At 39.9% G+C, this 24,540-nt stretch carries 22 protein-coding genes and 2 tRNA genes; all 24 read left to right on the top strand.

Features of this window, described 5'->3' with window-relative positions; genetic code table 11:
* The first annotated feature begins 17 nt into the window (after window positions 1-17).
* The 24 genes from rihC to TT13_RS05000 all read left to right on the top strand — a co-directional run bounded on the left by rihC (window position 18) and on the right by TT13_RS05000 (window position 24,455).
* A complete protein-coding gene (gene rihC / locus TT13_RS05110) occupies window positions 18-932 on the top strand; it encodes a ribonucleoside hydrolase RihC (RefSeq protein WP_027699005.1) in 915 nt (304 codons plus the stop codon).
* Between the two features lie 13 nt (window positions 933-945).
* On the top strand, window positions 946-1,893 hold the full coding sequence (locus TT13_RS05105) for a nucleoside hydrolase (RefSeq protein WP_027699004.1): 948 nt from the start codon (window positions 946-948) through the stop codon (window positions 1,891-1,893).
* A gap of 194 nt (window positions 1,894-2,087) precedes the next feature.
* Window positions 2,088-2,771, top strand: a complete 684-nt coding sequence (gene rpiA, locus TT13_RS05100) for a ribose-5-phosphate isomerase RpiA (protein WP_027699003.1) — start codon at window positions 2,088-2,090, stop codon at window positions 2,769-2,771.
* An 82-nt stretch (window positions 2,772-2,853) separates the two neighbouring features.
* A complete protein-coding gene (locus TT13_RS11280; RefSeq protein ID WP_190279624.1) occupies window positions 2,854-2,991 on the top strand; it encodes a hypothetical protein in 138 nt (45 codons plus the stop codon).
* 173 nt (window positions 2,992-3,164) lie between these two features.
* The gene (locus TT13_RS05095; protein ID WP_052348542.1) at window positions 3,165-3,674 is read left to right on the top strand and encodes a hypothetical protein; all 510 of its coding nucleotides are present in this window, start codon (window positions 3,165-3,167) and stop codon (window positions 3,672-3,674) included.
* 116 nt (window positions 3,675-3,790) lie between these two features.
* The gene (locus tag TT13_RS05090) at window positions 3,791-4,726 is read left to right on the top strand and encodes a DMT family transporter (RefSeq protein WP_027699001.1); all 936 of its coding nucleotides are present in this window, start codon (window positions 3,791-3,793) and stop codon (window positions 4,724-4,726) included.
* Between the two features lie 12 nt (window positions 4,727-4,738).
* Window positions 4,739-5,071, top strand: a complete 333-nt coding sequence (locus TT13_RS05085; protein WP_027699000.1) for a DUF7671 family protein — start codon at window positions 4,739-4,741, stop codon at window positions 5,069-5,071.
* Between the two features lie 338 nt (window positions 5,072-5,409).
* Window positions 5,410-6,753: an APC family permease gene (locus TT13_RS05080; RefSeq protein WP_027698999.1), complete on the top strand. Its 1,344-nt coding sequence runs from the start codon at window positions 5,410-5,412 to the stop codon at window positions 6,751-6,753.
* 218 nt (window positions 6,754-6,971) lie between these two features.
* On the top strand, window positions 6,972-7,808 hold the full coding sequence (gene purR / locus TT13_RS05075; RefSeq protein ID WP_027698998.1) for a pur operon repressor: 837 nt from the start codon (window positions 6,972-6,974) through the stop codon (window positions 7,806-7,808).
* A 16-nt stretch (window positions 7,809-7,824) separates the two neighbouring features.
* Window positions 7,825-9,228, top strand: a complete 1,404-nt coding sequence (gene glmU / locus TT13_RS05070) for a bifunctional UDP-N-acetylglucosamine diphosphorylase/glucosamine-1-phosphate N-acetyltransferase GlmU (protein ID WP_027698997.1) — start codon at window positions 7,825-7,827, stop codon at window positions 9,226-9,228.
* Window positions 9,229-9,525: 297 nt separating this feature from the next.
* A complete protein-coding gene (locus TT13_RS05065) occupies window positions 9,526-11,412 on the top strand; it encodes a M13-type metalloendopeptidase (protein WP_027698996.1) in 1,887 nt (628 codons plus the stop codon).
* 230 nt (window positions 11,413-11,642) lie between these two features.
* Window positions 11,643-14,345, top strand: coding sequence for a bifunctional acetaldehyde-CoA/alcohol dehydrogenase (adhE, locus tag TT13_RS05060; RefSeq protein WP_027698995.1), 2,703 nt, complete (start codon window positions 11,643-11,645; stop codon window positions 14,343-14,345).
* Between the two features lie 132 nt (window positions 14,346-14,477).
* The gene (locus tag TT13_RS05055) at window positions 14,478-15,461 is read left to right on the top strand and encodes a ribose-phosphate diphosphokinase (RefSeq protein WP_027698994.1); all 984 of its coding nucleotides are present in this window, start codon (window positions 14,478-14,480) and stop codon (window positions 15,459-15,461) included.
* A 206-nt stretch (window positions 15,462-15,667) separates the two neighbouring features.
* A complete protein-coding gene (gene rpsF, locus TT13_RS05050) occupies window positions 15,668-15,976 on the top strand; it encodes a 30S ribosomal protein S6 (protein WP_027698993.1) in 309 nt (102 codons plus the stop codon).
* 51 nt (window positions 15,977-16,027) lie between these two features.
* Complete coding sequence (gene ssb / locus TT13_RS05045) at window positions 16,028-16,567, top strand: single-stranded DNA-binding protein (RefSeq protein WP_027698992.1); 540 nt, start codon at window positions 16,028-16,030, stop codon at window positions 16,565-16,567.
* A gap of 42 nt (window positions 16,568-16,609) precedes the next feature.
* The gene (gene rpsR / locus TT13_RS05040) at window positions 16,610-16,852 is read left to right on the top strand and encodes a 30S ribosomal protein S18 (protein WP_027698991.1); all 243 of its coding nucleotides are present in this window, start codon (window positions 16,610-16,612) and stop codon (window positions 16,850-16,852) included.
* Window positions 16,853-16,973: 121 nt separating this feature from the next.
* Window positions 16,974-17,046, top strand: a tRNA-Lys gene (locus TT13_RS05035).
* Between the two features lie 110 nt (window positions 17,047-17,156).
* A tRNA-Lys gene (locus tag TT13_RS05030) sits at window positions 17,157-17,229 on the top strand.
* A 252-nt stretch (window positions 17,230-17,481) separates the two neighbouring features.
* Window positions 17,482-18,186 (top strand): response regulator YycF, encoded by a 705-nt coding sequence (yycF, locus tag TT13_RS05025; protein ID WP_027698990.1) that lies wholly within the window; start codon window positions 17,482-17,484, stop codon window positions 18,184-18,186.
* Window positions 18,187-18,273: 87 nt separating this feature from the next.
* Window positions 18,274-20,133: a cell wall metabolism sensor histidine kinase WalK gene (gene walK, locus TT13_RS05020; protein ID WP_027698989.1), complete on the top strand. Its 1,860-nt coding sequence runs from the start codon at window positions 18,274-18,276 to the stop codon at window positions 20,131-20,133.
* Window positions 20,126-21,439: a two-component system activity regulator YycH gene (gene yycH / locus TT13_RS05015; RefSeq protein WP_027698988.1), complete on the top strand. Its 1,314-nt coding sequence runs from the start codon at window positions 20,126-20,128 to the stop codon at window positions 21,437-21,439. Before walK ends, yycH begins: the two co-directional genes overlap by 8 nt.
* Window positions 21,439-22,251, top strand: a complete 813-nt coding sequence (yycI, locus tag TT13_RS05010) for a two-component system regulatory protein YycI (RefSeq protein ID WP_027698987.1) — start codon at window positions 21,439-21,441, stop codon at window positions 22,249-22,251. The genes yycH and yycI overlap by 1 nt, the downstream gene beginning before the upstream one ends.
* Window positions 22,252-22,357: 106 nt before the next feature.
* Window positions 22,358-23,158: an MBL fold metallo-hydrolase gene (locus TT13_RS05005; protein WP_027698986.1), complete on the top strand. Its 801-nt coding sequence runs from the start codon at window positions 22,358-22,360 to the stop codon at window positions 23,156-23,158.
* A gap of 76 nt (window positions 23,159-23,234) precedes the next feature.
* Entirely contained in the window at window positions 23,235-24,455 is a 1,221-nt protein-coding gene (locus TT13_RS05000; RefSeq protein ID WP_027698985.1) for a S1C family serine protease, read from the top strand.
* Window positions 24,456-24,540 lie beyond the last annotated feature (85 nt).

The following is a 24,540-nucleotide window of genomic DNA, read 5'->3' as shown; positions in this document are numbered from 1 at the left end:
AATTGAAGGAGTCGAAAATGAAGTCGATTATTTTGGATATGGATCCAGGAATTGATGATGCTGCTGCAATTGCAGTCGCCGTTAATAACCCGGATTTGGATGTAAAGTTGATCACGACAGTTGCTGGAAATGTTTCTGTAGATAAGACAACCAACAACACTCTGAAGTTGTTAGAGTTTTTTGGTAAGGACATTCCAGTCGCTGCTGGAGCGAAGGCACCTCTGAAGAAACAATTCGAAGATGCTTCTTATATTCATGGTGCTTCTGGAATGCCTGGTTATGATTTCCCACCAGTTACGACAAAGCCAATTGAGCAAGATGCGGTCGAAGCAATTCACACGGTGCTACAAGCTGCCGATGAAGCGGTCACTTTGATTGCAACTGGTTCATATACGAATATTGCCCAATTTATTCAAAAATACCCTGAGGATTTTGCTAAAATCGAACAGCTAATTATGATGGGTGGTACGGTCTCAGCTGGTAATACTAGCTCAGTTTCTGAATTTAATGTATTTACAGATCCAGATGCCGCTAAAATTGTCTTTGAGAGTTCATTGCCTAAGGTAATGATTGGCTTGGACGTGACATTGAAGGCGCTAATTACGCCGGCAACCTTGGACACAATTGCTAAGATGGGCCGTTCTGGTGCAATGTTAAAAGCGATTATTGGTGAGTATTCAGATCAAGCTGCTGGCGGTAAGCCAATGCACGATGTCAATACGATTTTGTATGCGTTGAATCCAGCTGCAATTAAGACTGAGGCCGGTAATATCGATGTTGTGGTTGACGGTCCAGCTATTGGCGCAACTGTTTGGGATTTTCAGAATCGTTGGCATGATGAAAATACAAGCAATGTAGCAATTGGACTTGATATTGATGCTGAATTCTTTAATAAGTGGTTCATTGAGCAAGTTGGCAATATGCCAGTTTAATAGGAGACAGATAATGGCTGTTAAAAAAATGATCTTGGATTTGGATACGGGAGTTGATGATGCCTTGGCCTTAGCTTATGCCTTGGCAACCCCAGATGCAGATTTAATTGGTATTGTTTCTTCTTATGGAAATACTTTGGTGGATACTGCCGCTGAGAATAGTTTGAAATTGCTTGAGCTATTGGATGCTAGCGATGTGCCAGTTTTCTTGGGTGAGAGTCATTCTAGTACAACAGATGACTTTGCAACCATGGAAATTTCAATGGCAATTCATGGTCGTAACGGAATTGGTGAAGTTGAATTACCAAAGGCGGCGCGACCAGTTGAAGCAAAACATGCAGTTGATTTTATCATTGAGGCCGCACATGAATATGGTGAAGATTTAATCATCGTACCAACAGGTCCTTTGACTAACTTAGCTTTGGCGATGCAAAAAGATCCAAGCATTGCTGACTTGATTGGTAATATTACCTTGATGGGTGGTGCTTTAGTTGTTCCAGGGAATGTTACAGCATATACGGAAGCAAATATTAATCAAGATCCACAAGCAGCTGACTATGTCTTCAAACATGCTAAGCACTTAGTCATGGTTGGATTGGACGTAACCTTGCAGACCCTTTTGACAAAGAAGGAGACACAAGTTTGGCGTGATTTAGGAAGCAAGAAGGGGCAAATTTTTGCCGATATCTTTGATTACTATATCGATGCTTACGATCGTTTGGATATTAATCATGATGGGGCAGCTTTGCATGACCCACTTGCGGTTGGTGTTGCCGTTGATCCAAAGTTAGTGACCTTACTTGGAATCAATATGCAAGTAACGCACGAAGATGGTCGTACGATTGGTGACCCAGAGCGTTTGCGTGATACACACAAGACGAACTTTGCCGCCGTTGAGGTTGATGTTCCTGGTTATCTGGAACGCTTCATGAATTATATGAACATCGTTTTAAGCGATTAAGCTAATTAGAATAATAGCCCCCTAAATTGGATATAATTTAGGGGGCTATTATTTTATAGATTTAATTAAATTAATTTGTTGGAATAAAATTTGAGTAAAACGTTTTAGTGGAGTGCTAGTTTGTGATAAAATTTAAAATATAAGGACAGAAAGTTAAATTAGTTAAGCGAAAATCTAAAGTTGGAGTGAATAATATGGATATTGTTGAGCAAAAAAAGCAAGTTGGTAAGTATGCGGCTAGTTTAGTCGAGGACAAAATGACAGTTGGCCTAGGAACTGGTTCAACGGTTAAATTCTTCGTTGATGCACTTGCAGAACGCGTTAAGAATGAAGGTCTTGATATTATCGGGGTAACGACTTCAAACCGTACTGCTGAGCAAGCAACTAGCTTAGGAATTAAGATTGTTGACCTTGATGCGGTTGAGAATATTGATTTAACAATTGATGGTGCCGATCGAGTTAACCAACAGCTTGATGGTATTAAGGGTGGTGGTGCAGCCTTACTCTTTGAAAAAATTGTTGCAATTAATTCTAAGCAAAACATCTGGATTGTTGACGAAACAAAGTTGGCCGATCCACTTGGTGGTTTCCCGCTACCAGTTGAAGTGGTAACTTATGGTGTGGGTCATTTGATTGAACTTTTTGCCAAGGCCGATTTGCACCCAGTTTTGCGTAAGGATGCAGCTGGTGAAACCGTTGTTACTGATAATGGTAACTATATTATTGATTTGCACTTGGATCAGATTGAAAATCCAGTTGAGCTAGCAGATTGGTTAGCGCAACAAGTTGGCGTAATTGAGCATGGTCTATTTATTAATATTGCTAACCACGTAATTGTTGCTGGCGAAGAAATTAAGGTTTTGGACCGTAAAAATTAATTTTTAACTAGGCAAATTTGACGTGGGGTAGGATTGCCGGTATACTATTACAGTTATCGATAACATAATGGAGGTAAATGACATGGCTGTTAAGTCACCATACAATTCATGGGCTAAGAAGCGTCCTGTATCTTACGATTCAGCACGTGCAGCTCGTACGGCAGAAGTTGTTAACATTCAACAATGGGCCAAGGGTAAGGCAGAGTTGGAAGCTAAGTAATTAGCATCCTAGTCTTACAAAAACGATAAATTAGCAGATGCTAATTTATCGTTATTTTTTTACAATCCAATTTTGGGACTTTAAATTACCTTTAAATAAAAATGTTAGTATAATGTAGAAGGATATATATTTTTAACCGATAATAGATATTTTTATTTGATTTTGGAGGGAATATGAGTAGCGATAAGAATAAACAAAAAAAGCATCGCCATTTTTGGAGTGGCTTTGGAGTCTTTGTTGTAGTATTGGCTTTGGTAGCCTTTGCAGGGGTACAGCTTGAGCGACATATCATTGCTAATAAGGCTGCTTCGATTGTTGCCAAAGCAGCTCCAGTGACTAAGGCAGGTAAGTTAGCTGATGTTAAACTAGCACCAAGTACACCAAATGAGATTGCTGACCGCTTGAACAGTGGAAAAGAAACTTTGATTAGTGCTAGTAATGGTTTAATTGATGATGCAACAGCTAATGTGAATGGATCAACGGTAACCTATGATGTTAGTTCATCAAAATTGAGCCCTTTGTTGGTTAGCACGGCAATGACGACTAATGGTGACCAGGTACAACAAATGGCCGATAAGTTATTAACATCAATGAAAGATGCAGGAACAAGTAATCCTAAAGTGGTTATTAATGTAACTGATACCAATGGCAATGTGATTAAAAGTTTAACTTACACGAATTAAACAATTTGAGCCTGAGGCGCACATAACCGAGTATGGTTATGTACGTCTTTTTCTTTGCCAATAAGTTGTCACTTGGTATAATTGCTTATATATAGTAAGGGAAGGTGAACTGTTTTATGTTAATCTTTATGAGTATGGCGATGATTGCGGGGTTCTTATTAGCAAATCAAAGCCCAATTAATGCTGACTTACGGGGGATTGTTCATTCACCTTTTATTGCTGCTGCAATTTCCTTTATTGTTGGTACAGTTTTTTTAGCGGTGATTGCTTGGATACAGACTGGACAGCTTCTCCCAAGCTGGACGGTTTTAGCTAAGTTACCATGGTGGCTTTGGCTGGGTGGTGTATTAGGGCTTATTTACTTAACATCAAATATTCTTTTGTTTTCAAAAATTGGGGCGATTCAAACTGTTATCTTGCCTATGCTAGGCCAGATTGTTATGGGAATTTTTATTGATACTTTTGGTTGGTTTAACAGTCCAGTCTTAGCATTGAGCTTTTGGCGGTTAGCCGGAATAGTAACTCTATTTTTAGGCGTTATCATTGCGGTAGTTGTACCAAACCTAGGGAATAGAGTAGTAGTTTTGAATGATGAAGCAAAAGATGTTAAAATTTGGCTTTGGCAGGTATGGGCGGTTATCATTGGTGGTTTTGGTGCGATACAGCAAGCGATTAATGGACACTTAGGAGTGGTTTTGGCGTCACCTGTCCAAGCAACTTTAATTTCATTTGGGTTAGGTTCGATTTTGATCGTAATACTTGCCTATCTAGTTGAACGTCGTATGGTAAGTTGGCAGGAGTTAAAGCAGACACGACCTTGGAATTGGTTAGGCGGGTTTTTAGGTGCTCTATTTGTGCTAACGGCAGTTATTGCGTTACCGCACATTGGAGCTGGTATGACGATAATGATGGGGTTGTTAGGGCAAATCACAGGCTCAATTTTAGTTCAACAATTTGGTTGGTGGCATTCAATTAAGAAACGAGTAGTACCAGCTCAAATTATTGGAATAATTATTATGTTGGTGGGCGTTGGCTTGATTAAATTTTTGTAAGGAAGTTAGATAATGGTTGATAAATATAAAACGGCTAGCTTGGTTGGTCTTGTTGTACAACAAGATAACACTGGAAACTTTGTACCAAGTAAGACGGAATTGATGGCAAGTGATTTTCACACTTGGCGAATAGGTAAACATACTAAGGGACGTTTATCTGGTCCAGGACAATTATTTCTAACCGAAAATAATCTTACGGTTGTCTTGCTGGCAAGTCAGGATTTACCCTTCAAACAACGGCATGATTTTGTGCCCATGGGGCGGTTTTTGCCCCATAAAGTGCAAACTGAAGTCTTAGAAAATATTTTAGAAAACTATGAGAAAATTATAAAAAATAGTAAGTGATTTGTTTCAACTGACTATTTGACGAACTTTTATGACACATTACAGGTTAATGTTCGATAATTAATCGAGCTATTAATAAATACCCCTTGTAATGAGCGGATAAATATGATAAATTCTAATCATGTTATAATTAATTACACGAAAAAGGAGCGCGATTATGATTTTTGAATATGCAATTTTAGTCGATACCAATGATGATAATCGTTCATACTCATTCACATGTTAGTGATTGGGCGTTTTCGTGTAACGCTTATCAGGAGTTGGTTCTCAACCACCCTAATCGCTAACAGCGGTAGGGTGGTTTTATTTTGTAGACATTATATATAGGAGTGTGTGATATGCAGGAAGAGATAGAATTGAAACGCTCAATGGGCATTTGGTCCGGGTTAGCGTTGGTAATTGGGACAGTAATTGGCTCGGGAATCTTCTTTAAGCAGGCTGGAGTATTACAGGATGCTGGAAACTCAACAACTGCCTTACTAGCTTGGTTAGCAGGTGGAGTGATTACCTTAGCTGCTGCGCTATCAATTGCTGAAGTGGGGGCACGTTTGCCTAAAACAGGTGGACTTTATTCCTATATTGAATCACTTTATGGACCAACTGCTGGCTTTTTGACAGGTTGGATGCAAGTAATTGTTTATGCACCAGCCGTTATTGCGGCAATTGCCGGCTACGCGGCTTTTCTAACGGCTAATTTTTTTGGCTTATCTACTGGCGATGCGAGTTGGATTGCCGTAATTTATATTGCCTTCATTGTTGGGATTAATACCTTGGAAAACCGAGTGTCAGCCGCTTTCCAAGTTTTGACAACCTCAATCAAGTTAATCCCAATCGCTGTTTTGATTGGTTACGGCCTCTTTTTTGGTAAAGTTGATGCTTTAGGTCAAACAATTCATCAAGTTTCAGCTAGTACAAATGGTGGTTTTGGTGTAGCTATCTTGGCGACATTGTTTGCTTATGATGGTTGGATCTTGCTAGCAAATATTGCTGGTGAAATGAAGAATCCACGCCGTGATTTACCACGGTCACTAATTTTTGGAGTATCAATTGTCGTAGTTGCCTATGTTGGTGTTACTTATGGGGTATTCCACGCACTACCAGCCAATCAAATTGTAAAATTGCAAAACAACACAACCTTTGCAGTTGCTCAAGCTGCCTTTGGTGACTTTGGTGGTCGAGCATTGAGTTTGGGAATAATTATCTCAATGTTGGGTACATTAAATGGTAAGATGTTAGCCTTTCCTCGAATGGCTTATGCTATGGCACAAGATGGTCTTTTTCCAAAGTATTTAGGACGTTTAACAAAGCGGACGCAAGTGCCAACAAATTCAATTGTTTCCGTTGGCCTTTTAGCTATTCTATTAGCAATTTTCTATACTGACGGCGTTGATCGACTATCTGATTTGGCAATTTTTGCAATTTGGATTTTTTATACAGCTGCTTTCTTTGGGGTGTTTATTTTGCGGAAGAAGTCGGAAAAGGATCCGTTGGCAACTAACGATACCTTGTTTAAGGTACCTTTATTTCCACTAACACCATTGATTGCAATCTTTGGAGCAATTTTTGTTTTATATTCAACAATTGTTAGTGACTTTTTAGGAGTCTCAATTTCTTTGGTCATGGTTTTGCTAGGATTACCGGTCTTTTACTACTATAAAAAGAAAAATAATGTTTTGCGCTAATTAAATATTGGCAAGAAAAATCGTTAGCAAGTGATACAGTTTGGTATTTTACTTACCAGGCTGTTTTTTTGTGGATTTAAAATTTAAAGTTTGCAGTAAATTATTCGCTTTGTAAAAGTATATTTCGGGTTATCAGGTCTAAAATCATAATAAATTGAACGATTGTGCTATAATATTCTCATTATTATAAAAATTTACGAACGTTCGAGGATTAAGGTATGAAAACAAGGCGAAGTGATCGATTAGTGGACATGACGCGTTACCTATTAGAGCGACCACGGACTTTAGTGTCGCTGACGCAATTTGCTGAATTATATGAAAGTGCAAAGTCATCAATTTCGGAAGATTTAACGATTTTGAAGCGGACTTTTCAGGAGCGGGGAATTGGCTTGCTCGAAACAATCCCCGGTGCTACAGGGGGAACACGATTTACACCATATATGACAGAGGAGCATGCTCGAGAGTTTGTGGCTTCTTTGGTTAATGCGATTGATGATGAGACACGGGTTTTGCCTGGTGGATATGTATATCTATCTGATTTGTTGGGGCAACCTTGGTTTTTGCAACGGATTGGTCGACTAATTGCGACCCAATACCTGCATGAACCAATTGATGCAGTAATGACAGCTGCTACAAAGGGTGTACCGGTAGCGCAAGCAGTCGCTGAACAGCTAAATGTTCCCTTTGTGATTGTCAGAAATGATACTAAGGTGACTGAAGGACCAACAATGTCTGTGAACTACGTTACAGGCCAATCACAACGGTTAGAAAAGATGGAGTTATCACGACGCTCTTTGCCAATGGGCTCAAGGGTATTAATTGTCGATGACTTTATGAAGGCCGGTGGTACAATTCGTGGAATGGCTTCTTTGGTCAAGGAATTTGAAGGAACCACGGTCGGTGTAGCGGTTGTAGCTGAGGGACGTGTGGATCAACGAGTAATCGATAAATATACTTCGTTAATCCATGTTGATACGAATACCGATGAAGGTGTCATTAAGGTTCAAGCTGGTAATTACCACACCGAGATTTTCCAAGGTAATTCAATCAATTAGTTAGTGGGAGAGAAGCATGAACAGAAATGTGATTATTTTAGCAGCTGGCAAGGGGACTCGGATGAAGTCAGACTTACCAAAGGTCTTACATCAAGTTGGTGGTAAGGCAATGGTTGAGCTTGTCTTAGATACATCAGTGGCTGCTGGTGCTAATCGAATTGTGACTGTGGTTGGCCATGGTGGGGCCGCCGTTGCTGAGCTATTGGCTGGTCGTTCAGAATTTGCTGAACAAAAAGAACAATTAGGAACTGCTCATGCAATCCGGATGACTGAGCCAATTCTTGGTGATAGCACTGGAACAACGATTATTATGTCTGGGGATGCACCATTATTCACAGTTGATACGATTAACAGTTTATTTGATTACCATGCGCAGAGCGGTAATGCTGTAACTGTTTTAACAGCCTTAGCGCCTAATCCAAAGGGCTATGGGCGAATTGTTCGGACAGCTGATGGTAGTGATGTGCTCAGAATCGTTGAACAAAAAGATGCAAATGTAGCAGAACAAGCGATTAATGAAGTTAATACTGGGGTATATGCTTTTGATAATCAGCTATTATTTACAGCATTAAGAGAAGTTAAAAATGATAACGCTCAAGGCGAGTATTATTTACCAGATACCTTAGAAATTTTACGTAATGCTGGGCATACTGTTGGTGCCTTTACGATGGCTGACTTTGATGAGTCGATGGGAGTAAACGATCGGGTTGCTTTGGCACAAGCAAACGCTGTTATTCGCAAACGCATTAATGAACAGCATATGCGAAATGGTGTAACAATGATTGATCCTACCAATACCTACATTGATGTTGACGTAAAGATTGGCTCAGATACAATAATTGAACCCAACGTCTACATTAAAGGTAAGAGTGTCATTGGCAAGCACGTAACGATTACAACTGGGTCACGAATTGTTGATTCAGTCATTGAGGATAATGTTGTGATTGACGCTAGCCGTTTAGATCAAGCACAGATGCAAACTAATAGTGATGCTGGACCATTTGCTCATTTGCGGCCAAAGGCAATTTTGGAAGCTGGGGCACATGTTGGTAATTTTGTTGAGTTGAAAAATGCTCGCTTAGGAAAAGATTCAAAAATGGGTCATTTGTCATATGCGGGGGATGCAGAAATTGGCCGTGAGGTAAATATTGGCGCTGGGACGATTTTTGTCAATTATGATGGTATTCATAAGCATGCAACAACAGTTGGCGATCGTGCCTTTATTGGCTCAAACACGAAGTTGATTGCTCCTGTACATCTTGCAGATGAAACAATCACAGCAGCTGGATCAACGATTACTGACGATTTGCCGCTGCATGCAATGGGGATTGCTCGTGCTCGACAGACAACCAAACCTGATTTTTGGCAAAGAACACCATTATTTGAGAAGTTTGGTGCCATTGATGAAAGAAAACATTAATTACCACAATTAAATAGTTGGATTGTAAGTTGAAATAGAGATTCTATTTCAACTTTTTTCTAAAGTTAGGATTTATGTATTAAGCAAAAAACGCCTAGCAAATTACTGCTAGGCGCTTTAGCATTCTACTTGGGAGAGTAGAATTAGGAGTAGGTTAGGGGTTGGTTAGACCCAACAGATAGCTGGTTAGACTATCTGTTTTAGAAGATTAAGTTTATACAATGTGTTTACGAAAGTTAAACCAAAGCTTCCATACGATTATAACACAAAAACATAATGATAAAGGGGAAAAATCCGATGAACAGGAAAAACGAGAATTTTTATCAAGCAATTAATGCCAATTGGGCGAGTCAAGCTGTTATTCCAGATGATAAGCCAAGGACTGGTGGCTTTTCTGATCTAGCTGATGCCATTGAAGACTTAATGTTGACGACAACAGACCAATGGCAAGCTGGTACCTTGGTTAACCAAGATCCATACATTGAGAATTTTATTAAACTGCATAAACTAGCTAGTGATTATCCAAAACGTAATGCCGAGGGTGTTAAGCCGATATTACCCTTAATCAAACGTTATCAGGCCTATAATTCATTTGCTGATTTTGCTGCTGATATGGTTGAACTTGAACAAGCTGCTTTGCCAAATGCTTTGCCTCTTGGAATTGCACCAGATTTTAAGGATGCACGGACCAATGTTCTTTGGGCTGAGGGCTTAGGAACAATTTTGCCAGATACTAGCTATTACGGTACTGCTGATGGTGATGCTTTATTGGAGCAATGGCGTGAGAGTCAACGCCAGATTCTTGAACACTATGAGCTAACGGCTGGTGAAATTGCAGACCTCTTGGATAAAACGCTAGCTTTTGATGCGCGGATTGCAACAGTTGTTTTGAGTAATGAAGAGAGTTCTGAATACGCAAAGCTATATCATCCATATCAATGGGATGAATTTACCGCTTTGGCTCCCATGTTACCCTTTGAAGAAATAGTTGCTAGCTTATTGGGTTCGACACCAGATATGATTGTGGTACCAGAGGAACGTTTTTGGCAAGCAGCCGAAGAGTTTTACTCAGAAGCAGCTTGGCCATTATTGAAAGCTTACTTGCTAGTTAGCGTGATGACCGGTTTTACCAGTTTACTTTCCGATGAATTGCGGGTCTTAGGCGGTGCTTATGGTCGTGCTTTGAGTGGTACACCAGTGGCAATGAGCTCACGTAAAGCAGCTTATTATCTAGCAGCCGGGCCATATAAGCAGGCATTGGGACTTTGGTACGCAAAGCAGTATTTCTCATCTACAGCTAAAGAAGATGTTGAAGCCAAGGTTGAAACAATGATTGATGTTTACAAGCAACGCTTAGCAGCAACAGACTGGTTGGCACCTGAGACCCGGCAAAAAGCGATTGTTAAATTGGATGCGATTGTCCCTCACATTGGGTATCCTGATAAATTACCTGCTCGGTATGCAAATAAGGTCATTAATTTAGAACTAGGATTGTTTGACAATATCATGCAGTTGCGTCAAAAGGAACTAGCCTATCATTGGTCGCAATGGCATCAGCCAGTTGACCGTAGTGAATGGCATATGGCAGCACATACAGTTAATGCTTATTATGACCCACAACAGAATCAGATTGTTTTCCCAGCTGCAATTTTGCAAGCGCCTTTTTATAGCTTAGATCAGTCATCCTCAGCCAATTACGGTGGAATTGGGGCAGTGATAGCCCATGAAATTTCACATGCTTTTGATACAAATGGTGCTTCCTTTGATGAGAATGGTTCATTAAATAATTGGTGGACAGAAGCTGATTATGCTGCGTTTAAAGAGCGGACTCAGCTGATGGTTGAACAGTTTGATGGACAAGATTCTTATGGGGCAAAAGTTAATGGGAAACTAACGGTTTCTGAAAATGTTGCTGATCTTGGTGGGTTGGCAGCAGCTTTAGCGGCGGCCAAACAGGATGCCGACTTTTCTGCCGTAGCATTTTTTGAAAGTTGGGCAAAGATTTGGCGGATGAAGGCGCGACCAGAATATATGCAGCTATTGGCTAAATCAGATGTCCATGGACCGGCTGAGCTCCGGGTTAATCTGCAAGTGCAGAATTTTGATGACTTTTTCGCTGCTTTTGATGTAAAAGCAGGAGATGGTATGTGGTTAGCACCAGAAAAGCGGCTTCAAATTTGGTAAATAGCTAGCTTTTTTTGAAAAAGGTAACCGATTCTTTCATTTCTTTAAAATATATTTGATATTGTGATTGTTATCACTCTTATGGAAACGCATTCATATGCTTTTTATTGGTGTTTGAAAGAGATTTAATCTCTTTTATAAGAGGTATTGACAAGATGTTGTGAAATGTTATACTAATCATGTTAATAAATGAGCAAACAAATATAGTGAAAATCGAAGGAGAAATTTTCATGGCAGAAGCTACCGCACCTAAGAAGAAAGTTTTAACAGCAGAAGAGAAGGCCGCTCGCTTTGAAGCAGCCAAGGAAATGACTTCAGCTTTGGTCGACAAGGCTGAAATTGCATTGAAAGAATTCTCAACTTATAGTCAAGCACAAGTTGATAAGATTGTCGCAGCAATGGCTCTAGCAGGTTCAGAGAACTCTTTGCTATTGGCCCATGAGGCTTACGCCGAAACAGGCCGTGGGGTTGTTGAAGATAAGGATACAAAGAATCGTTTTGCTTCTGAATCAGTTTACAATGCAATCAAAAAAGATAAGACAGTTGGCGTTATCAATGAAGATCGTGTAACTGGTAAGGTTGAATTAGCCGCACCACTTGGAATTTTAGCTGGTATTGTACCAACAACTAATCCAACTTCAACGGCAATTTTTAAGTCAATGCTTACAGCTAAGACACGAAACGTAATTGTTTTTGCCTTCCACCCACAAGCACAAAAGTCATCATCACATGCTGCAAAGATTGTGTATGAAGCAGCCGTTGCAGCTGGTGCACCTAAGAACTTTATCCAATGGATTGAGACACCATCACTTGATGGAACTAGTGCTTTGATTCAAAACCCAAAGATTGCCTCAATTTTGGCAACTGGTGGTCCTTCAATGGTTAATGCCGCCCTACGTTCTGGTAACCCTTCAATGGGTGTCGGAGCTGGAAACGGAGCTGTTTACATTGATAAGACTGCCAATATTAACCGGGCTGTTGAAGATTTATTGTTATCAAAGCGTTTTGATAATGGTATGATCTGTGCGACTGAAAACTCAGTTGTAATCGATGCTTCTGTTTATGATGAATTTATGGCTAAATTACAAGCCCAAGGTGCTTATCTAACACCAAAGCGCGACTATGATAAGATTGCTAACTTTGTCTTTAAGCCAAACGCCGAAGGTTTCGGTGTCGCTGGACCAGTTGCTGGAATGTCAGGTCAATGGATTGCTAAGAATGCTGGCGTAAAGATTCCAGCTGACAAAGATGTTTTGCTTTTTGAGTTGGATAAGAAGAACATCGGTGAAGCTTTGTCATCTGAAAAGTTGAGTCCTTTGTTGTCAGTTTATAAAGCAGCTGATCGACAAGAAGGTATCGAAATTGTTCAAAGTTTGTTGAACTATCAAGGTGCTGGGCACAATGCAGCAATTCAAATCGGTGCTCAAGACGATCCATTTGTCAAAGAGTATGCAGATGCAATTGGTGTTGCTCGTATTTTGGTTAACCAACCAGACTCAATTGGTGGTGTTGGTGATATTTACACGGATGCTTTGCGCCCATCATTGACGCTTGGAACAGGATCATGGGGGAAGAATTCATTGTCACATAATCTATCTACTTACGATTTGCTAAATATTAAGACTGTTGCCCGTCGTCGTAACCGACCACAGTGGGTTCGGATTCCTAACAATATTTACTACGAAAGTAATGCAATTACTTACCTACAAGAATTACCAGGTGTTGATCGTGCCTTTATCGTTGCCGACCCTGGTATGGTTAAGTTTGGCTTCGTTGACAAGGTCTTGGATCAATTTGCCTTGCACGAGACAGTGATTAAGACGTCATTGTATGGTACGGTTCAACCAGATCCAACTTTGAAGCAAGCAATCGATATTGCCCGTCAAATGGCTCAATTCCAACCTGATACTGTGATTACTATCGGTGGTGGATCAGCCCTTGATGCTGGTAAGGTTGGTCGCTTTATCTATGAATATGCACAACAACCTGGTCATGAAGGTATCTTGGATGATGACCGTGCTTTGAAGGAATTGTTCCAACAAATGGCCCAAAAGTTTATGGATATTCGTAAGCGAATCGTTAAGTTTGACCACCAAGTTTTGACGCAGTTGGTTGCGATTCCAACGACTTCAGGAACTGGTTCAGAAGTAACACCATTTGCGGTTATTACTGATGACGAAACTCACGTTAAGTACCCATTGGCTGACTATGAGTTGACACCACAAGTTGCGATTGTTGACCCTGAATTTGTAATGACGGTGCCTAAGCGTACTGTGGCCTTCTCCGGTCTAGATGCTTTGTCACACGCCTTAGAGTCATATGTTTCAGTGATGTCATCACAATTCACTCGTCCATGGGCACTCCAAGCAATCAAGTGCATCTTTGATAACTTGGAGACGTCATATCACTACGATCCAGCACATCCAACTAAGGAAGGTCAGATTGCCCGAGCAAAGGTTCACTATGCAGCAACTTTGGCAGGTATGTCATTTGCTAACGCCTTCTTGGGCTTGAATCACTCATTAGCCCACAAAATTGGTGGTGAGTTCGGTTTGCCACACGGTTTGGCGATTACAATTGCCATGTCACATGTCATTAAGTTTAATGCGGTAACTGGTAATGTTAAGCGTACGCCATTCCCACGTTATGAGACATACACAGCTCAAAAGGATTATGCAGATATTGCCCGCCATATTGGCTTAGAGGGTAAGGATGATGCAGCTTTGGTTGATGCTTTGTTGAAAAAGATTAAGGATTTGGCCGCTGCGCTTGATGTTAATACTACATTGTCAGGTAACGGTGTTACTAAGGATGCTTTGACTAACTCAATCGATAAGCTAACTGACTTGGTTTACGATGATCAATGCACGCCTGGTAACCCACGCCAACCACGTTTGAGCGAAATTAAGGAACTTTTGAACGACTTATATTAAGCTCTGATGATTTGTTTCAAAATATCCAACAGAAAGCTACCGCTTGCGGTGGCTTTTTGTTTGCTTTTTTTGTTACAATGGGTAGTAAGAATAGAAATGGCCGGACAAGCCTGGCATAAATTGGAGGACACTATGGCGACCTACGCGGATCCACATTTGAAGCTCTTTTCACTAAGTAGTAATATCCCTTTGGCAGAAAAGATTGCAGCTTCAATTGGCGTTGAACTTTCGAAGATAAATATTGCTCGTTTTGCTGATGGTGAAATTCAGATTAATATTGAAGAGTCAGTACGTGGTGACAATGTGTATATCATTCAACCAACGTCAGCACCGGTAAATGATAATTTGATGGAATTAATGATTATGATTGATGCTTTACGTCGTGCTAGTGCGGCAACAATCAATGTTGTTATGCCTTATTATGGTTACGCACGACAAGACCGTAAAGCACGGTCACGTGAGCCAATTACGGCTAAGTTAGTGGCAAATATGCTAGAGCATGCTGGCGTAACTCGGGTCTTAGTTTTGGATATGCATGCCGCGCAAATTCAAGGTTTCTTTGATATTCCAGTTGATCACATGCTAGGCGCACCTTTATTGGCGGATTATCTATTAACGAGTGGTATTGCCAATGAAAATACGGTGGTTGTATCACCTGATCATGGCGGTGTAACACGGGCACGTGCTTTAGCAGAGTTACTGGGTTCACGCGAACCAATTGCAATCATCGATAAGCGTCGTCCAAAAGCTAATGTCGCACAAATTATGAATATCATTGGAAATGTGCAAGGTAAACGAGCTATTATGATTGATGATATGATTGATACAGGTGGAACGATTAGTAAAGGGGCACAAAAGCTTAAAGATGAAGGGGCTGCTGAAGTTTATGTTGTTGCAACTCATGCAGTGTTCTCAGGGCATGCTAAGGAAGTCTTGCAAGAATCAGCTTTCGAACAAGTTATTGTAACTGATTCAATCAACCTACCTGAGGAGAAGAAGTTTCCTAAGCTAGTGCAGGTTACAACGGCTGATTTAATTGGTGAAGCAATTAAGCGCATCAATGAAAATAAAGCAGTTTCAACCCTATTTAAGACCCGTTTCCATAGTCCTAAGTAAAAGATGTGTGAAGGCCACAGAGCGATTAGTCGCTTGTGGCTTTCTTTGTATCATATTATAGCAAGGGGACCAATATGGTTTAGTTTAATTTCTTGCTAATTCGATGCTAGACGTGTAAAATATTTAATTGTGAGTAATATCGAGTTTTGGCTCGGTGATACTTCTTGCCGAAATTTTCGGCCATAGACCAAAAGGAGGAAAATACAATGGAGCCTACACAATACGAATTAACGTACATTATTCGCCCTGACATGGATTCTGATGCTAAAAAGGCATTGGTTGAGCGTTTCGACACTATCTTGGCGGACAACGGTGCAACGGTGGCTGAGTCAAAAGACTGGTCATCACGTCGTTTTGCATACGAAATTGCTGGTTACCGTGAGGGTACTTACCATTTGGTAAACTTCACAGCAACTGACGATGCTGCTATTAACGAATTTGATCGTTTGGCAAAGATTTCAGCTGATATCTTGCGTCACATGATCGTTAAGCGCGATTTTGCATCAGCTAAGTAAGTTTAAATCACTGGAAATTAGTGGTTTTTATCATTAGAAAGGAGTACCTCAATGATTAATCGAGTTGTTTTGACTGGACGTTTAACACGTGATGTTGAATTGCGTTATACACAATCAGGCGCAGCTGTAGCATCTTTTACGTTAGCTGTTGATCGTTCTTATACGAACGCCAATGGAGAGCGTGAGGCCGATTTCATAAATGCCGTTATCTGGCGTAAACCAGCAGAAAATTTTGCTAATTTCTTTAGTAAAGGTTCTTTAGTTGGAATTGAGGGACGTCTTCAAACCCGTTCATATGATGATCAGAGTGGTCAACGTCGATATATTACGGAAGTGGTAGTGGATAACTTCACCTTCCTTGAGAGTCGTGCTGATCGTGAAGCTCGTCGTGGTAGCCAAGGAACAAGCAATAATTTTGCTGGTAACAATGGTGGTTATAATTCTCAGACGGATAGCAATCCATTTGGTGCACCAGCATCAAATGGTGGCAATTCGTTTGGTGGTAACGCTAACCAACAAGCCCCAGTAAATAATGATCCATTTGGTGGCGGTCAAGAAGTTGATATTTCTGATGACGATTTACCATTCTAATTAACAGATCGTTCAATAAAAGTCTATCAGGAGGAATATATCATGGCACAACAACGTCGTGGTGGCGGCCCTCGCCGTCGTCGTAAGGTTGATTTCATCGCAGCCAACCACATTGAATATGTGGACTACAAGGACACTGAATTGTTGGAGCGTTTCATCTCAGAACGCGGTAAGATTTTGCCTCGTCGTGTTACGGGTACATCTGCTAAGAACCAACGTAAAGTTACGACAGCTATCAAGCGCTCTCGTATCATGGGTCTTTTGCCTTTCGTTGCGGAAGACTAAGATCTTTAAAATGATTAAAGCCGAATTTTTATTCGGCTTTTTTTGTACGCATTATTAAAATGACTTGCTCCTTTTGGTTCAATATGCTATATTTATATTCGTTGTTTAAAAGATAACGCATGGGCAGTTAGCTCAGTTGGTAGAGCAACGGACTCTTAATCCGTGGGTCCAGGGTTCGAGCCCCTGACTGCCCATAAGTAAGTGCTTGGTAGTTTTTAACTACTAAGCACTTTTTATTTGTTTAATGCTTGCAATGCCTGGTGATTTGCAGTATATTATTATCTGTTGTTGAGAAATAACATATGGGCAGTTAGCTCAGTTGGTAGAGCAACGGACTCTTAATCCGTGGGTCCAGGGTTCGAGCCCCTGACTGCCCATCTATAAAAGCGCTTGGTTAGTTTTATAGCCAGGTGCTTTTTTTAATCTTTAGAAATGTATGCTTAGCCAGCGGAATACACTCTGGTGATAAAAACGCATTTTAAGTTTATTAGGCTGGTAGAAGCGCGGTATTTATTCAAGAAAAGTAGGGCCACTTGTTTTTATTCCCCTTTAATGTATCATTAATTTAGAGTGACCCGGATTCATGATATAATTTAACATACTAGTTTATTTACGAGAGGATATGAAATATGAGTAAAATTCTCGTTGTTGACGATGAAAAGCCGATTTCGGATATCATAAAATTTAATTTAACTAAAGAAGGGTATGACGTCGTAGTTGCAATGGACGGTCGTGCCGCATTAGAAATGTTTGAAGAAACTGAACCTGATTTGATTCTTTTGGATCAGATGTTGCCAGAAATTGAAGGGACTGAGGTTTTGCGTCAGATTCGTGCAGTTTCTCAGGTTCCTGTAATTATGGTTACTGCTAAGGATTCAGAAATTGATAAAGTCTTGGGTTTGGAGATGGGTGCAGATGACTATGTCACTAAGCCATTTTCAAATCGGGAGCTTCTAGCACGGATTAAGGCTAATTTACGCCGGCAAAGCTCCACAAATAGTTCGCAAACGACAATCGATGATAGTAGTGACATTAAAGTTGGTTCTTTAGTTATTCATCCAGATGCATACATTGTATCTAAAGATGGTGAAGATATTGAATTAACCCATCGAGAGTTCGAATTGTTACACCATTTGGCTAAACATATCGGACAAGTAATGACGCGCGATGATTTGTTGCAAACTGTTTGGGGTTATGATTACTTCGGTGATGTTCGGACAGTTGATGTAACGGTTCGACGAATTCGTGAAAAGATTGAAGAAACGCCTAGCCATCCACAAATTTTAATGACTCGACGTGGGGTGGGTTATTACTTAAAGGTTTCGGATGATTAGTATGTATTAAAAAATATAAATAAAAATTCGGCCCAGGGGCTGGGGATAGTGCTTCTGTCCCCAGCCTTTATTTTTGGAAAGTAGACTATGAAGAAATTTAGTTTAAGAAGATTGTTAACATCAATTCATTTTAAAATTGCCGTTGTTTTCGTACTCACACTTTTAGCGACTTTGGAATTGGTGGGAGCGTTTTTTGTTAAGCAACTTGAACGACAAAATTTAGCAGCGTTCCGAGATCAAATTGCCTTACCGGCATATGTTAGTGACTCGTTAACGCAAACTTTACTTGGGGATAGTAATACTGATCAAGCGAATAGTACGATTCACACTGTTTTATCAAATTTAAATAATAACAGTATTTCTGATGCTGAGGTAATTGATGCAAGTGGTATCATTCGTGGTACGACAGATATTAATACACAAAATACAATTGGACAAAAAACAACGGATCAAAATGTTAAGGACGCTTTAGCTGGTCAAAAGTACGCTAAAAACCCAATTGAAAGTAGTGGTAAAACACGCTATCAGATTGTCGTAAAACCATTAGTTACAGAAGTTAATGGTACAAATAAGACAGTGGGAGTAGTGGTTGTTAGGGCCAGTTTAGAGACGATTTATGAGAACCTAGACAATATCTCACGGATTTATTTTGTTGCGTCATTGTTAGCTATTATTTTAGGTGCGTTGATGGCGGTGGTGATTTCACGTGCATTAACTAAGCCGATTGCTGCAATTAAGGATCGTACAGTCCGTATCGCTCAAGGTGATTATTCTGGTGAAATTCAAATTCAAAGTCGCGATGAAATTGGACAATTAGCAGAAAATGTTAATGCTTTGGCTAACCGGATTGAAGAAACGACGAATTCAACTGAATTTGAACGGCGACGGTTGGATTCGGTTTTGGAGCATATGACTGATGGCGTGATTGCAACTGATCGCCGTGGCCGGATTAATTTGATTAATTCGATGGCCTTACAGTTTACAGGGCAAGAAGATGCTGAAAAAGCACAAGGGCGCTCGATTTTGGATGTTTTAAATATTCGGGGAGATTATAGTCTACGTGAGCTGCTTGATGGACATGAAGAGTTAATGCTTGATTTTAGCCATGGCAATGAGCAGTTGATTATTATGGCATATTTTAGTTTGATTCAACGAGCATCAGGGTTCATTTCAGGGTTGGTAATTGTTTTGCATGATATTACGGAGCAACAACAGATTGAACAGGAACGGCGCGACTTCGTATCCAATGTTTCTCACGAATTACGTACGCCTTTAACATCAGTTAAATCATATGTTGATGCACTACAAGATGGAGCGATTAATGATCCTGAGATAGCTCCTAATTTTTTGCGGGTAGCACAGGATGAAACTGGTCGGATGATTCGGATGATTAACGACCTCTTAGAGCTATCTCGTATGGATTCTGGAACAATGCGTTTGGATGCTGAATTTGTCGATTTGACTGAATTGGTCAATTATATATTAAATCGGTTTGATATGATTATTGCCAATGATGAGCAACCTAAGAAGCATTATACAATCGAGCGCGACATTGTTAAAACGCCAGCGTGGGTTGAGGTTGATCCATCAAAGTTTACGCAAGTTATTGATAATATTATGAATAATGCAATTAAGTACTCACCTGATGGTGGGATTATTCATGTGGCAATGCACGAACAGGAAGCCGAATTGGTTTTGAGTATTCGTGATCAAGGTTTGGGGATTCCACAAAAGGATGTTGCTCATATCTTTGATCGCTTTTTCCGGGTGGATAAGGCGCGCTCACGGGCGCAAGGCGGTACCGGCTTAGGATTGGCAATTTCACGCGAAATTGTCCGACAATCAGGCGGTCGAATTTGGGTGGAATCAAAGGAAGGTAAAGGCTCAACCTTCTACGTTGCTTTCCCATTTACAGCATTTGATGATGAGGATGAATGGGATGATTAGGGATTTTTGGGTGCGTAGTTGGCGTATCGTTAGACAGTTGGGGTTGTATTTACTTTTGAGCCTTGCAATCTTGATGTCCTTAATCTTTTCGTTAGCGCTTTGGCAGTCACCACAAAGGGTCTTAGATGCTAAACCAACAAATTCAAAGCAACAAACATTAACAAACCGGTCGACTGGCGATATTTATGATTTTTCAGCTTTAGTTTTAAATCAAAAGAATGGTATGGAAAGTGTTGGTGATTTCAGGCCATTAACGGATGAAATTGTTAAACAAGTTAATGACCATAAGGTGAAAGCTTTGCATAAGCAAAACTTGGCAGAGAGTGATTACTTAAATAACTTACAGAGAGAGGGAACCGTGGTCTTGGCTTTTCCAGATCAAGTTGCTGGGGGGATTGTAAACGATATTTTAGGGAAACAATATCGTTTACCCAATAACGTAGGTATTAACTATGTTCAACTTGACCATAAGCAAGACCAAATTACTTTTTATAGTACTGAGCAACATGCAATTTATCCATATAAAGTCCTCGAAAAGAGCGTTGCTTTGCCAACTATAGAGAAGCAAACGCATTTAACACCTGTAAAATGGACAAAACTAGCCGGAAAAATTAATTTATCCTATGAACAGGCGGTTCCGATGCAAAGATACCGTTATTTGATTAGTAACGCAAATATGCAAGCCTATGCAAGTAGCCTTTTCTCAGATAGTAAACAAGTTGATAGTTCACAAGACGCTAGTGGTGATACAGTTTATGCTGATGGTGAAAATAAGCGTTTGGTAATTAATCCAACTGCTAAGATGGCAACTTTTGATGTTTTTAACGGTCAAAAAGCGACTCCTAGCTTAACAAAGATGATGACAACTGGCTACAATACACTAAATGAAATTCAGCAAACTGGTGATAATATGAATTATTTTGCTAGTGAGGATGATGGAAAAACTTTGTTATATCGACTAAACGTTGATGGTTTACCAATCTTTAACTCAGATAATTTAGGTACTGTTAAAGTTCAGATGGTAAATAGTGGGCATCTTGAGGTAGCCTTTTCTGGTACAACTCTGCAAGTTCCTTTGCCGGTTAATGACGATGATGTTGTGACGATACCTAGTACGGCGGGGGCCTTAGAGTGGGCTGGGCAGATTGGCGTTGACACCACTAAAATAGAAGGACTACAAATTGGTTATTATTGGCAAACCACAGATACTGATACGGTTATTTTGCAACCTGAGTGGTTTTATAAGTATGCTGGAAGTTGGCAGATTTTAGGGACGAATCCAGCTAACCGGACGGGGGGCAAGTGATGGATTTCCGCAAGATTATTCTGATTTTTTTAGGGATATTTATTACCTTAGACATTTTTTTGGCCTATGCTTGGTTGCAAACCCAACAAACAGTGACGAAACCAGCTTCAGCGTTAGATGTTGTCAATGAGATGCAAAATGATAATATTACACTACCTTCTTTAACTGATGTTAGAGGAAGTGGTAGTTATGTTTCAGCACAGACGAATAATAATGTACTCTTAGATAAACGGACGCAATTACAAAGTGATTTTAGTGTCCGTATTAATAACGGATTATTACGAGTGAATCTATCAAAGCCACTTAAGCTTGGTCAAACAACGGATGAACAAGTTGCAAGTTTACAAAAGTTGCTTAAGCATAAATCAATGGTAATTAATGGCCAAGAGTACAGTTATAATCAGGTGGCTAGCCGCTATGCGGCAAAAGCTAATGGTAAAAATAATGTACTCGTCTTTTCGCAAAAGGCAGTTGATAATCAACTATTTAATACCACTGCTGGACAGCTACGATTTAATCTTAATGATGATAATGAGCTGATAGGTTATAGTCAGCGTTATTTAGCGCAAAAGACTAGGTTAAGGGATGCTGATAACTTAATCTCGCAAGCTCGAGCAGTAGGAGTTGCGTATCAATACAATCAAATTGAAAATAACCAAAAAGTTCTAGATGTGAACTTGGTTTATAGTGAATTAACGCAAGTCGATGGCGATGTAATTTATGTACCGAGTTGGCAGCTCAGCATCGAAGATATTAATAGCAATATTAGTGAAGAGTATGTAAATGCTTTTAATGGAACCTTGCTAAAATAAGAACAGTTCGTTCTTATTTTAGGCTAAGACCTCGTGTTATGATATATATTAGGAAAGCTAGTCAGCTGACTAGCTTTTTATTTTAGATGCAAAAGAGTGTGAAAAAATGGCAAGTGATTTTAAGGTCTCAATGTTGGCTTCGGGTAGTGCTGGAAATGTAACCTATGTTGAAACACCAGAACATAAGGTTTTAATTGATGCAGGTTTATCAGGTAAAAAAATTGAAGGTTTGATGCAACAAATTGGGCGTTCATTGAAGGATGTTGATGGTTTATTTGTTACACATGAACATAGTGACCATATTGCTGGGGTTGGTGTTTTAGCACGTAAATATGGTATGAATGTTTACGCAAATGAAAAGACTTGGGCGGCAATGGATGGCAAGATTGGCAAGGTCAAGCCAGAGCAAATTCAACTTTTTGCTCCGGGAGAAACTAAACTCATGGGTGATTTAGATATCGAGAGTTTTACAGTTTCGCACGATGCAGCTGATCCACAATTTTATGCTTTTCATCATGATAATAAAACTTTTGCAATGTTGACTGACACAGGTTATGCTTCGGACCGCATTAAAGGTTTGATTCGTGATGCTGATGTTTTATTAATGGAAGCAAATCATGATTATGAGATGTTACGCATGGGTAGTTATGCTTGGCCATTGAAGCAACGGATTTTGGGCGATCAAGGCCATTTATCGAACGAAGATGGTGCCTTAGCTTTAGCGAATGTTTTAGGAAATCACACTAAACACGTCTATTTGGGTCATTTGAGTCAAGAAAATAATCAAAAAGCATTAGCGCATTTAACGGTTGCTTCGATTTTAGCAGAGCATGATTTTGCTGTTGATCATGATTTTTTCTTGCATGATACGGATCCACAAGAAGCAACGTCGTTACAGATAATCTAAAGAACTTAATTTGAAGCTATTTTTTATCTTTTTAGTGTATAAGTGAAGTTAAGAACTTAAGAAGGGATGCTGAAATATGACAGAAGGCAAAAATAAAAATCTAAAAATTATATCAATTGCTTTTGCTGCCGGCTTGGTTGGTGGTGGGGTGACTTTGGGTGGTAACTATTTGCTCAATGAATATACTAATTTTGGTACAACAGTTGTGGGTACTGGTCAAAAAGTGAGTGTTAATAACTCTAAAGTTGAAGGCCAATCCTTAGCAACTAAGGCTTTTAATCATGTATCTGGTGCAGTTGTATCGGTTATTAACTTGCAAAAATCGTCCAATACAACGCTTTTTGGTGGACAAACGACTAATGATACAAGTGATACAAGTGGCTTATCAACTGCTTCTGAAGGTTCAGGTGTTATTTATAAGAAAAATAATGGTGAGGCCTATATTGTGACGAATAATCACGTGGTGGCTGGTGCAAATGGGTTGCAGGTACTGCTAGCAGATGGGAAGAAAGTTACGGCTAAATTAGTAGGTAAAGATGCCTACACCGACTTGGCGGTCTTATCAATTAGCGCTGATAAAGTTGATACAGTAGCCTCTTTTGTTAATTCTGATAAGCTCGAACCTGGACAAAGTGTGTTGGCAATTGGTTCGCCTTTAGGTACGCAATATGCAACCTCAGTAACAGAAGGAATTATCTCGGCAACTAATCGGACAGTTAAAGCAACTGACGAACAAGGTAATTCATTGGGAAATGAAACCGTAATTCAAACTGATGCGGCAATTAACCCGGGAAATTCAGGTGGTCCGCTGGTTAATTTAGCTGGTCAAATTGTGGGAATAAATTCTATGAAATTAGCATCGTCACAGGATGGAACGTCAGTTGAAGGCATGGGCTTTGCAATTCCTGCTAATACGGTTGTAAAAATTATCAATGAGCTTGAGAAGAACGGTTCAATCACACGACCAGGTATGGGTGTTAGCATGCTAGACCTTGCGTCAGTTTCGGCAAATGATCAGAAAAACATTTTGAAATTACCAACTGATATTTCTAAAGGGGCAGTTGTGATGACTATCAGTGACGGTTCGCCAGCTGCTCGCGCTGGCTTGAAGCAGTATGATGTAATCACTAAGTTTGGTGATGCTGATATTACTAATGCGTCCGATTTACGGAGCGCAATTTACAGTCATCGAGTAGGAGATACAGTTGAGATAACTTATTATCGTGGAGGCAAGGTACAAACTGCTTCAATTAAACTGGACCAAACGAGTCAACAGGCTGAAACCAAAGAGAATTAAGGTATTTAATAATATATATAATTATATTTTGTAAACAAAATGAAACCTTTTGTTTACAAAAATGTCAAATAATATATGTATATTA

Origin of the sequence: Weissella oryzae SG25 (assembly GCF_000691805.2) — a bacterium.
In the GTDB taxonomy this organism is placed as follows: domain Bacteria; phylum Bacillota; class Bacilli; order Lactobacillales; family Lactobacillaceae; genus Weissella; species Weissella oryzae.
The sequence above is the reverse complement of the archived record's forward strand: the minus strand, read 5'-3'. Positions and strand labels throughout refer to the sequence as shown.

Coding starts and splice junctions, on each gene's coding strand:
- rihC (WP_027699005.1), top strand. CDS start 18: ATGAAGTCGATTATTTTGGATATGGATCCAGGAATTGATGATGCTGCT.
- TT13_RS05105 (WP_027699004.1), top strand. CDS start 946: ATGGCTGTTAAAAAAATGATCTTGGATTTGGATACGGGAGTTGATGAT.
- rpiA (WP_027699003.1), top strand. CDS start 2,088: ATGGATATTGTTGAGCAAAAAAAGCAAGTTGGTAAGTATGCGGCTAGT.
- TT13_RS11280 (WP_190279624.1), top strand. CDS start 2,854: ATGGCTGTTAAGTCACCATACAATTCATGGGCTAAGAAGCGTCCTGTA.
- TT13_RS05095 (WP_052348542.1), top strand. CDS start 3,165: ATGAGTAGCGATAAGAATAAACAAAAAAAGCATCGCCATTTTTGGAGT.
- TT13_RS05090 (WP_027699001.1), top strand. CDS start 3,791: ATGTTAATCTTTATGAGTATGGCGATGATTGCGGGGTTCTTATTAGCA.
- TT13_RS05085 (WP_027699000.1), top strand. CDS start 4,739: ATGGTTGATAAATATAAAACGGCTAGCTTGGTTGGTCTTGTTGTACAA.
- TT13_RS05080 (WP_027698999.1), top strand. CDS start 5,410: ATGCAGGAAGAGATAGAATTGAAACGCTCAATGGGCATTTGGTCCGGG.
- purR (WP_027698998.1), top strand. CDS start 6,972: ATGAAAACAAGGCGAAGTGATCGATTAGTGGACATGACGCGTTACCTA.
- glmU (WP_027698997.1), top strand. CDS start 7,825: ATGAACAGAAATGTGATTATTTTAGCAGCTGGCAAGGGGACTCGGATG.
- TT13_RS05065 (WP_027698996.1), top strand. CDS start 9,526: ATGAACAGGAAAAACGAGAATTTTTATCAAGCAATTAATGCCAATTGG.
- adhE (WP_027698995.1), top strand. CDS start 11,643: ATGGCAGAAGCTACCGCACCTAAGAAGAAAGTTTTAACAGCAGAAGAG.
- TT13_RS05055 (WP_027698994.1), top strand. CDS start 14,478: ATGGCGACCTACGCGGATCCACATTTGAAGCTCTTTTCACTAAGTAGT.
- rpsF (WP_027698993.1), top strand. CDS start 15,668: ATGGAGCCTACACAATACGAATTAACGTACATTATTCGCCCTGACATG.
- ssb (WP_027698992.1), top strand. CDS start 16,028: ATGATTAATCGAGTTGTTTTGACTGGACGTTTAACACGTGATGTTGAA.
- rpsR (WP_027698991.1), top strand. CDS start 16,610: ATGGCACAACAACGTCGTGGTGGCGGCCCTCGCCGTCGTCGTAAGGTT.
- yycF (WP_027698990.1), top strand. CDS start 17,482: ATGAGTAAAATTCTCGTTGTTGACGATGAAAAGCCGATTTCGGATATC.
- walK (WP_027698989.1), top strand. CDS start 18,274: ATGAAGAAATTTAGTTTAAGAAGATTGTTAACATCAATTCATTTTAAA.
- yycH (WP_027698988.1), top strand. CDS start 20,126: ATGATTAGGGATTTTTGGGTGCGTAGTTGGCGTATCGTTAGACAGTTG.
- yycI (WP_027698987.1), top strand. CDS start 21,439: ATGGATTTCCGCAAGATTATTCTGATTTTTTTAGGGATATTTATTACC.
- TT13_RS05005 (WP_027698986.1), top strand. CDS start 22,358: ATGGCAAGTGATTTTAAGGTCTCAATGTTGGCTTCGGGTAGTGCTGGA.
- TT13_RS05000 (WP_027698985.1), top strand. CDS start 23,235: ATGACAGAAGGCAAAAATAAAAATCTAAAAATTATATCAATTGCTTTT.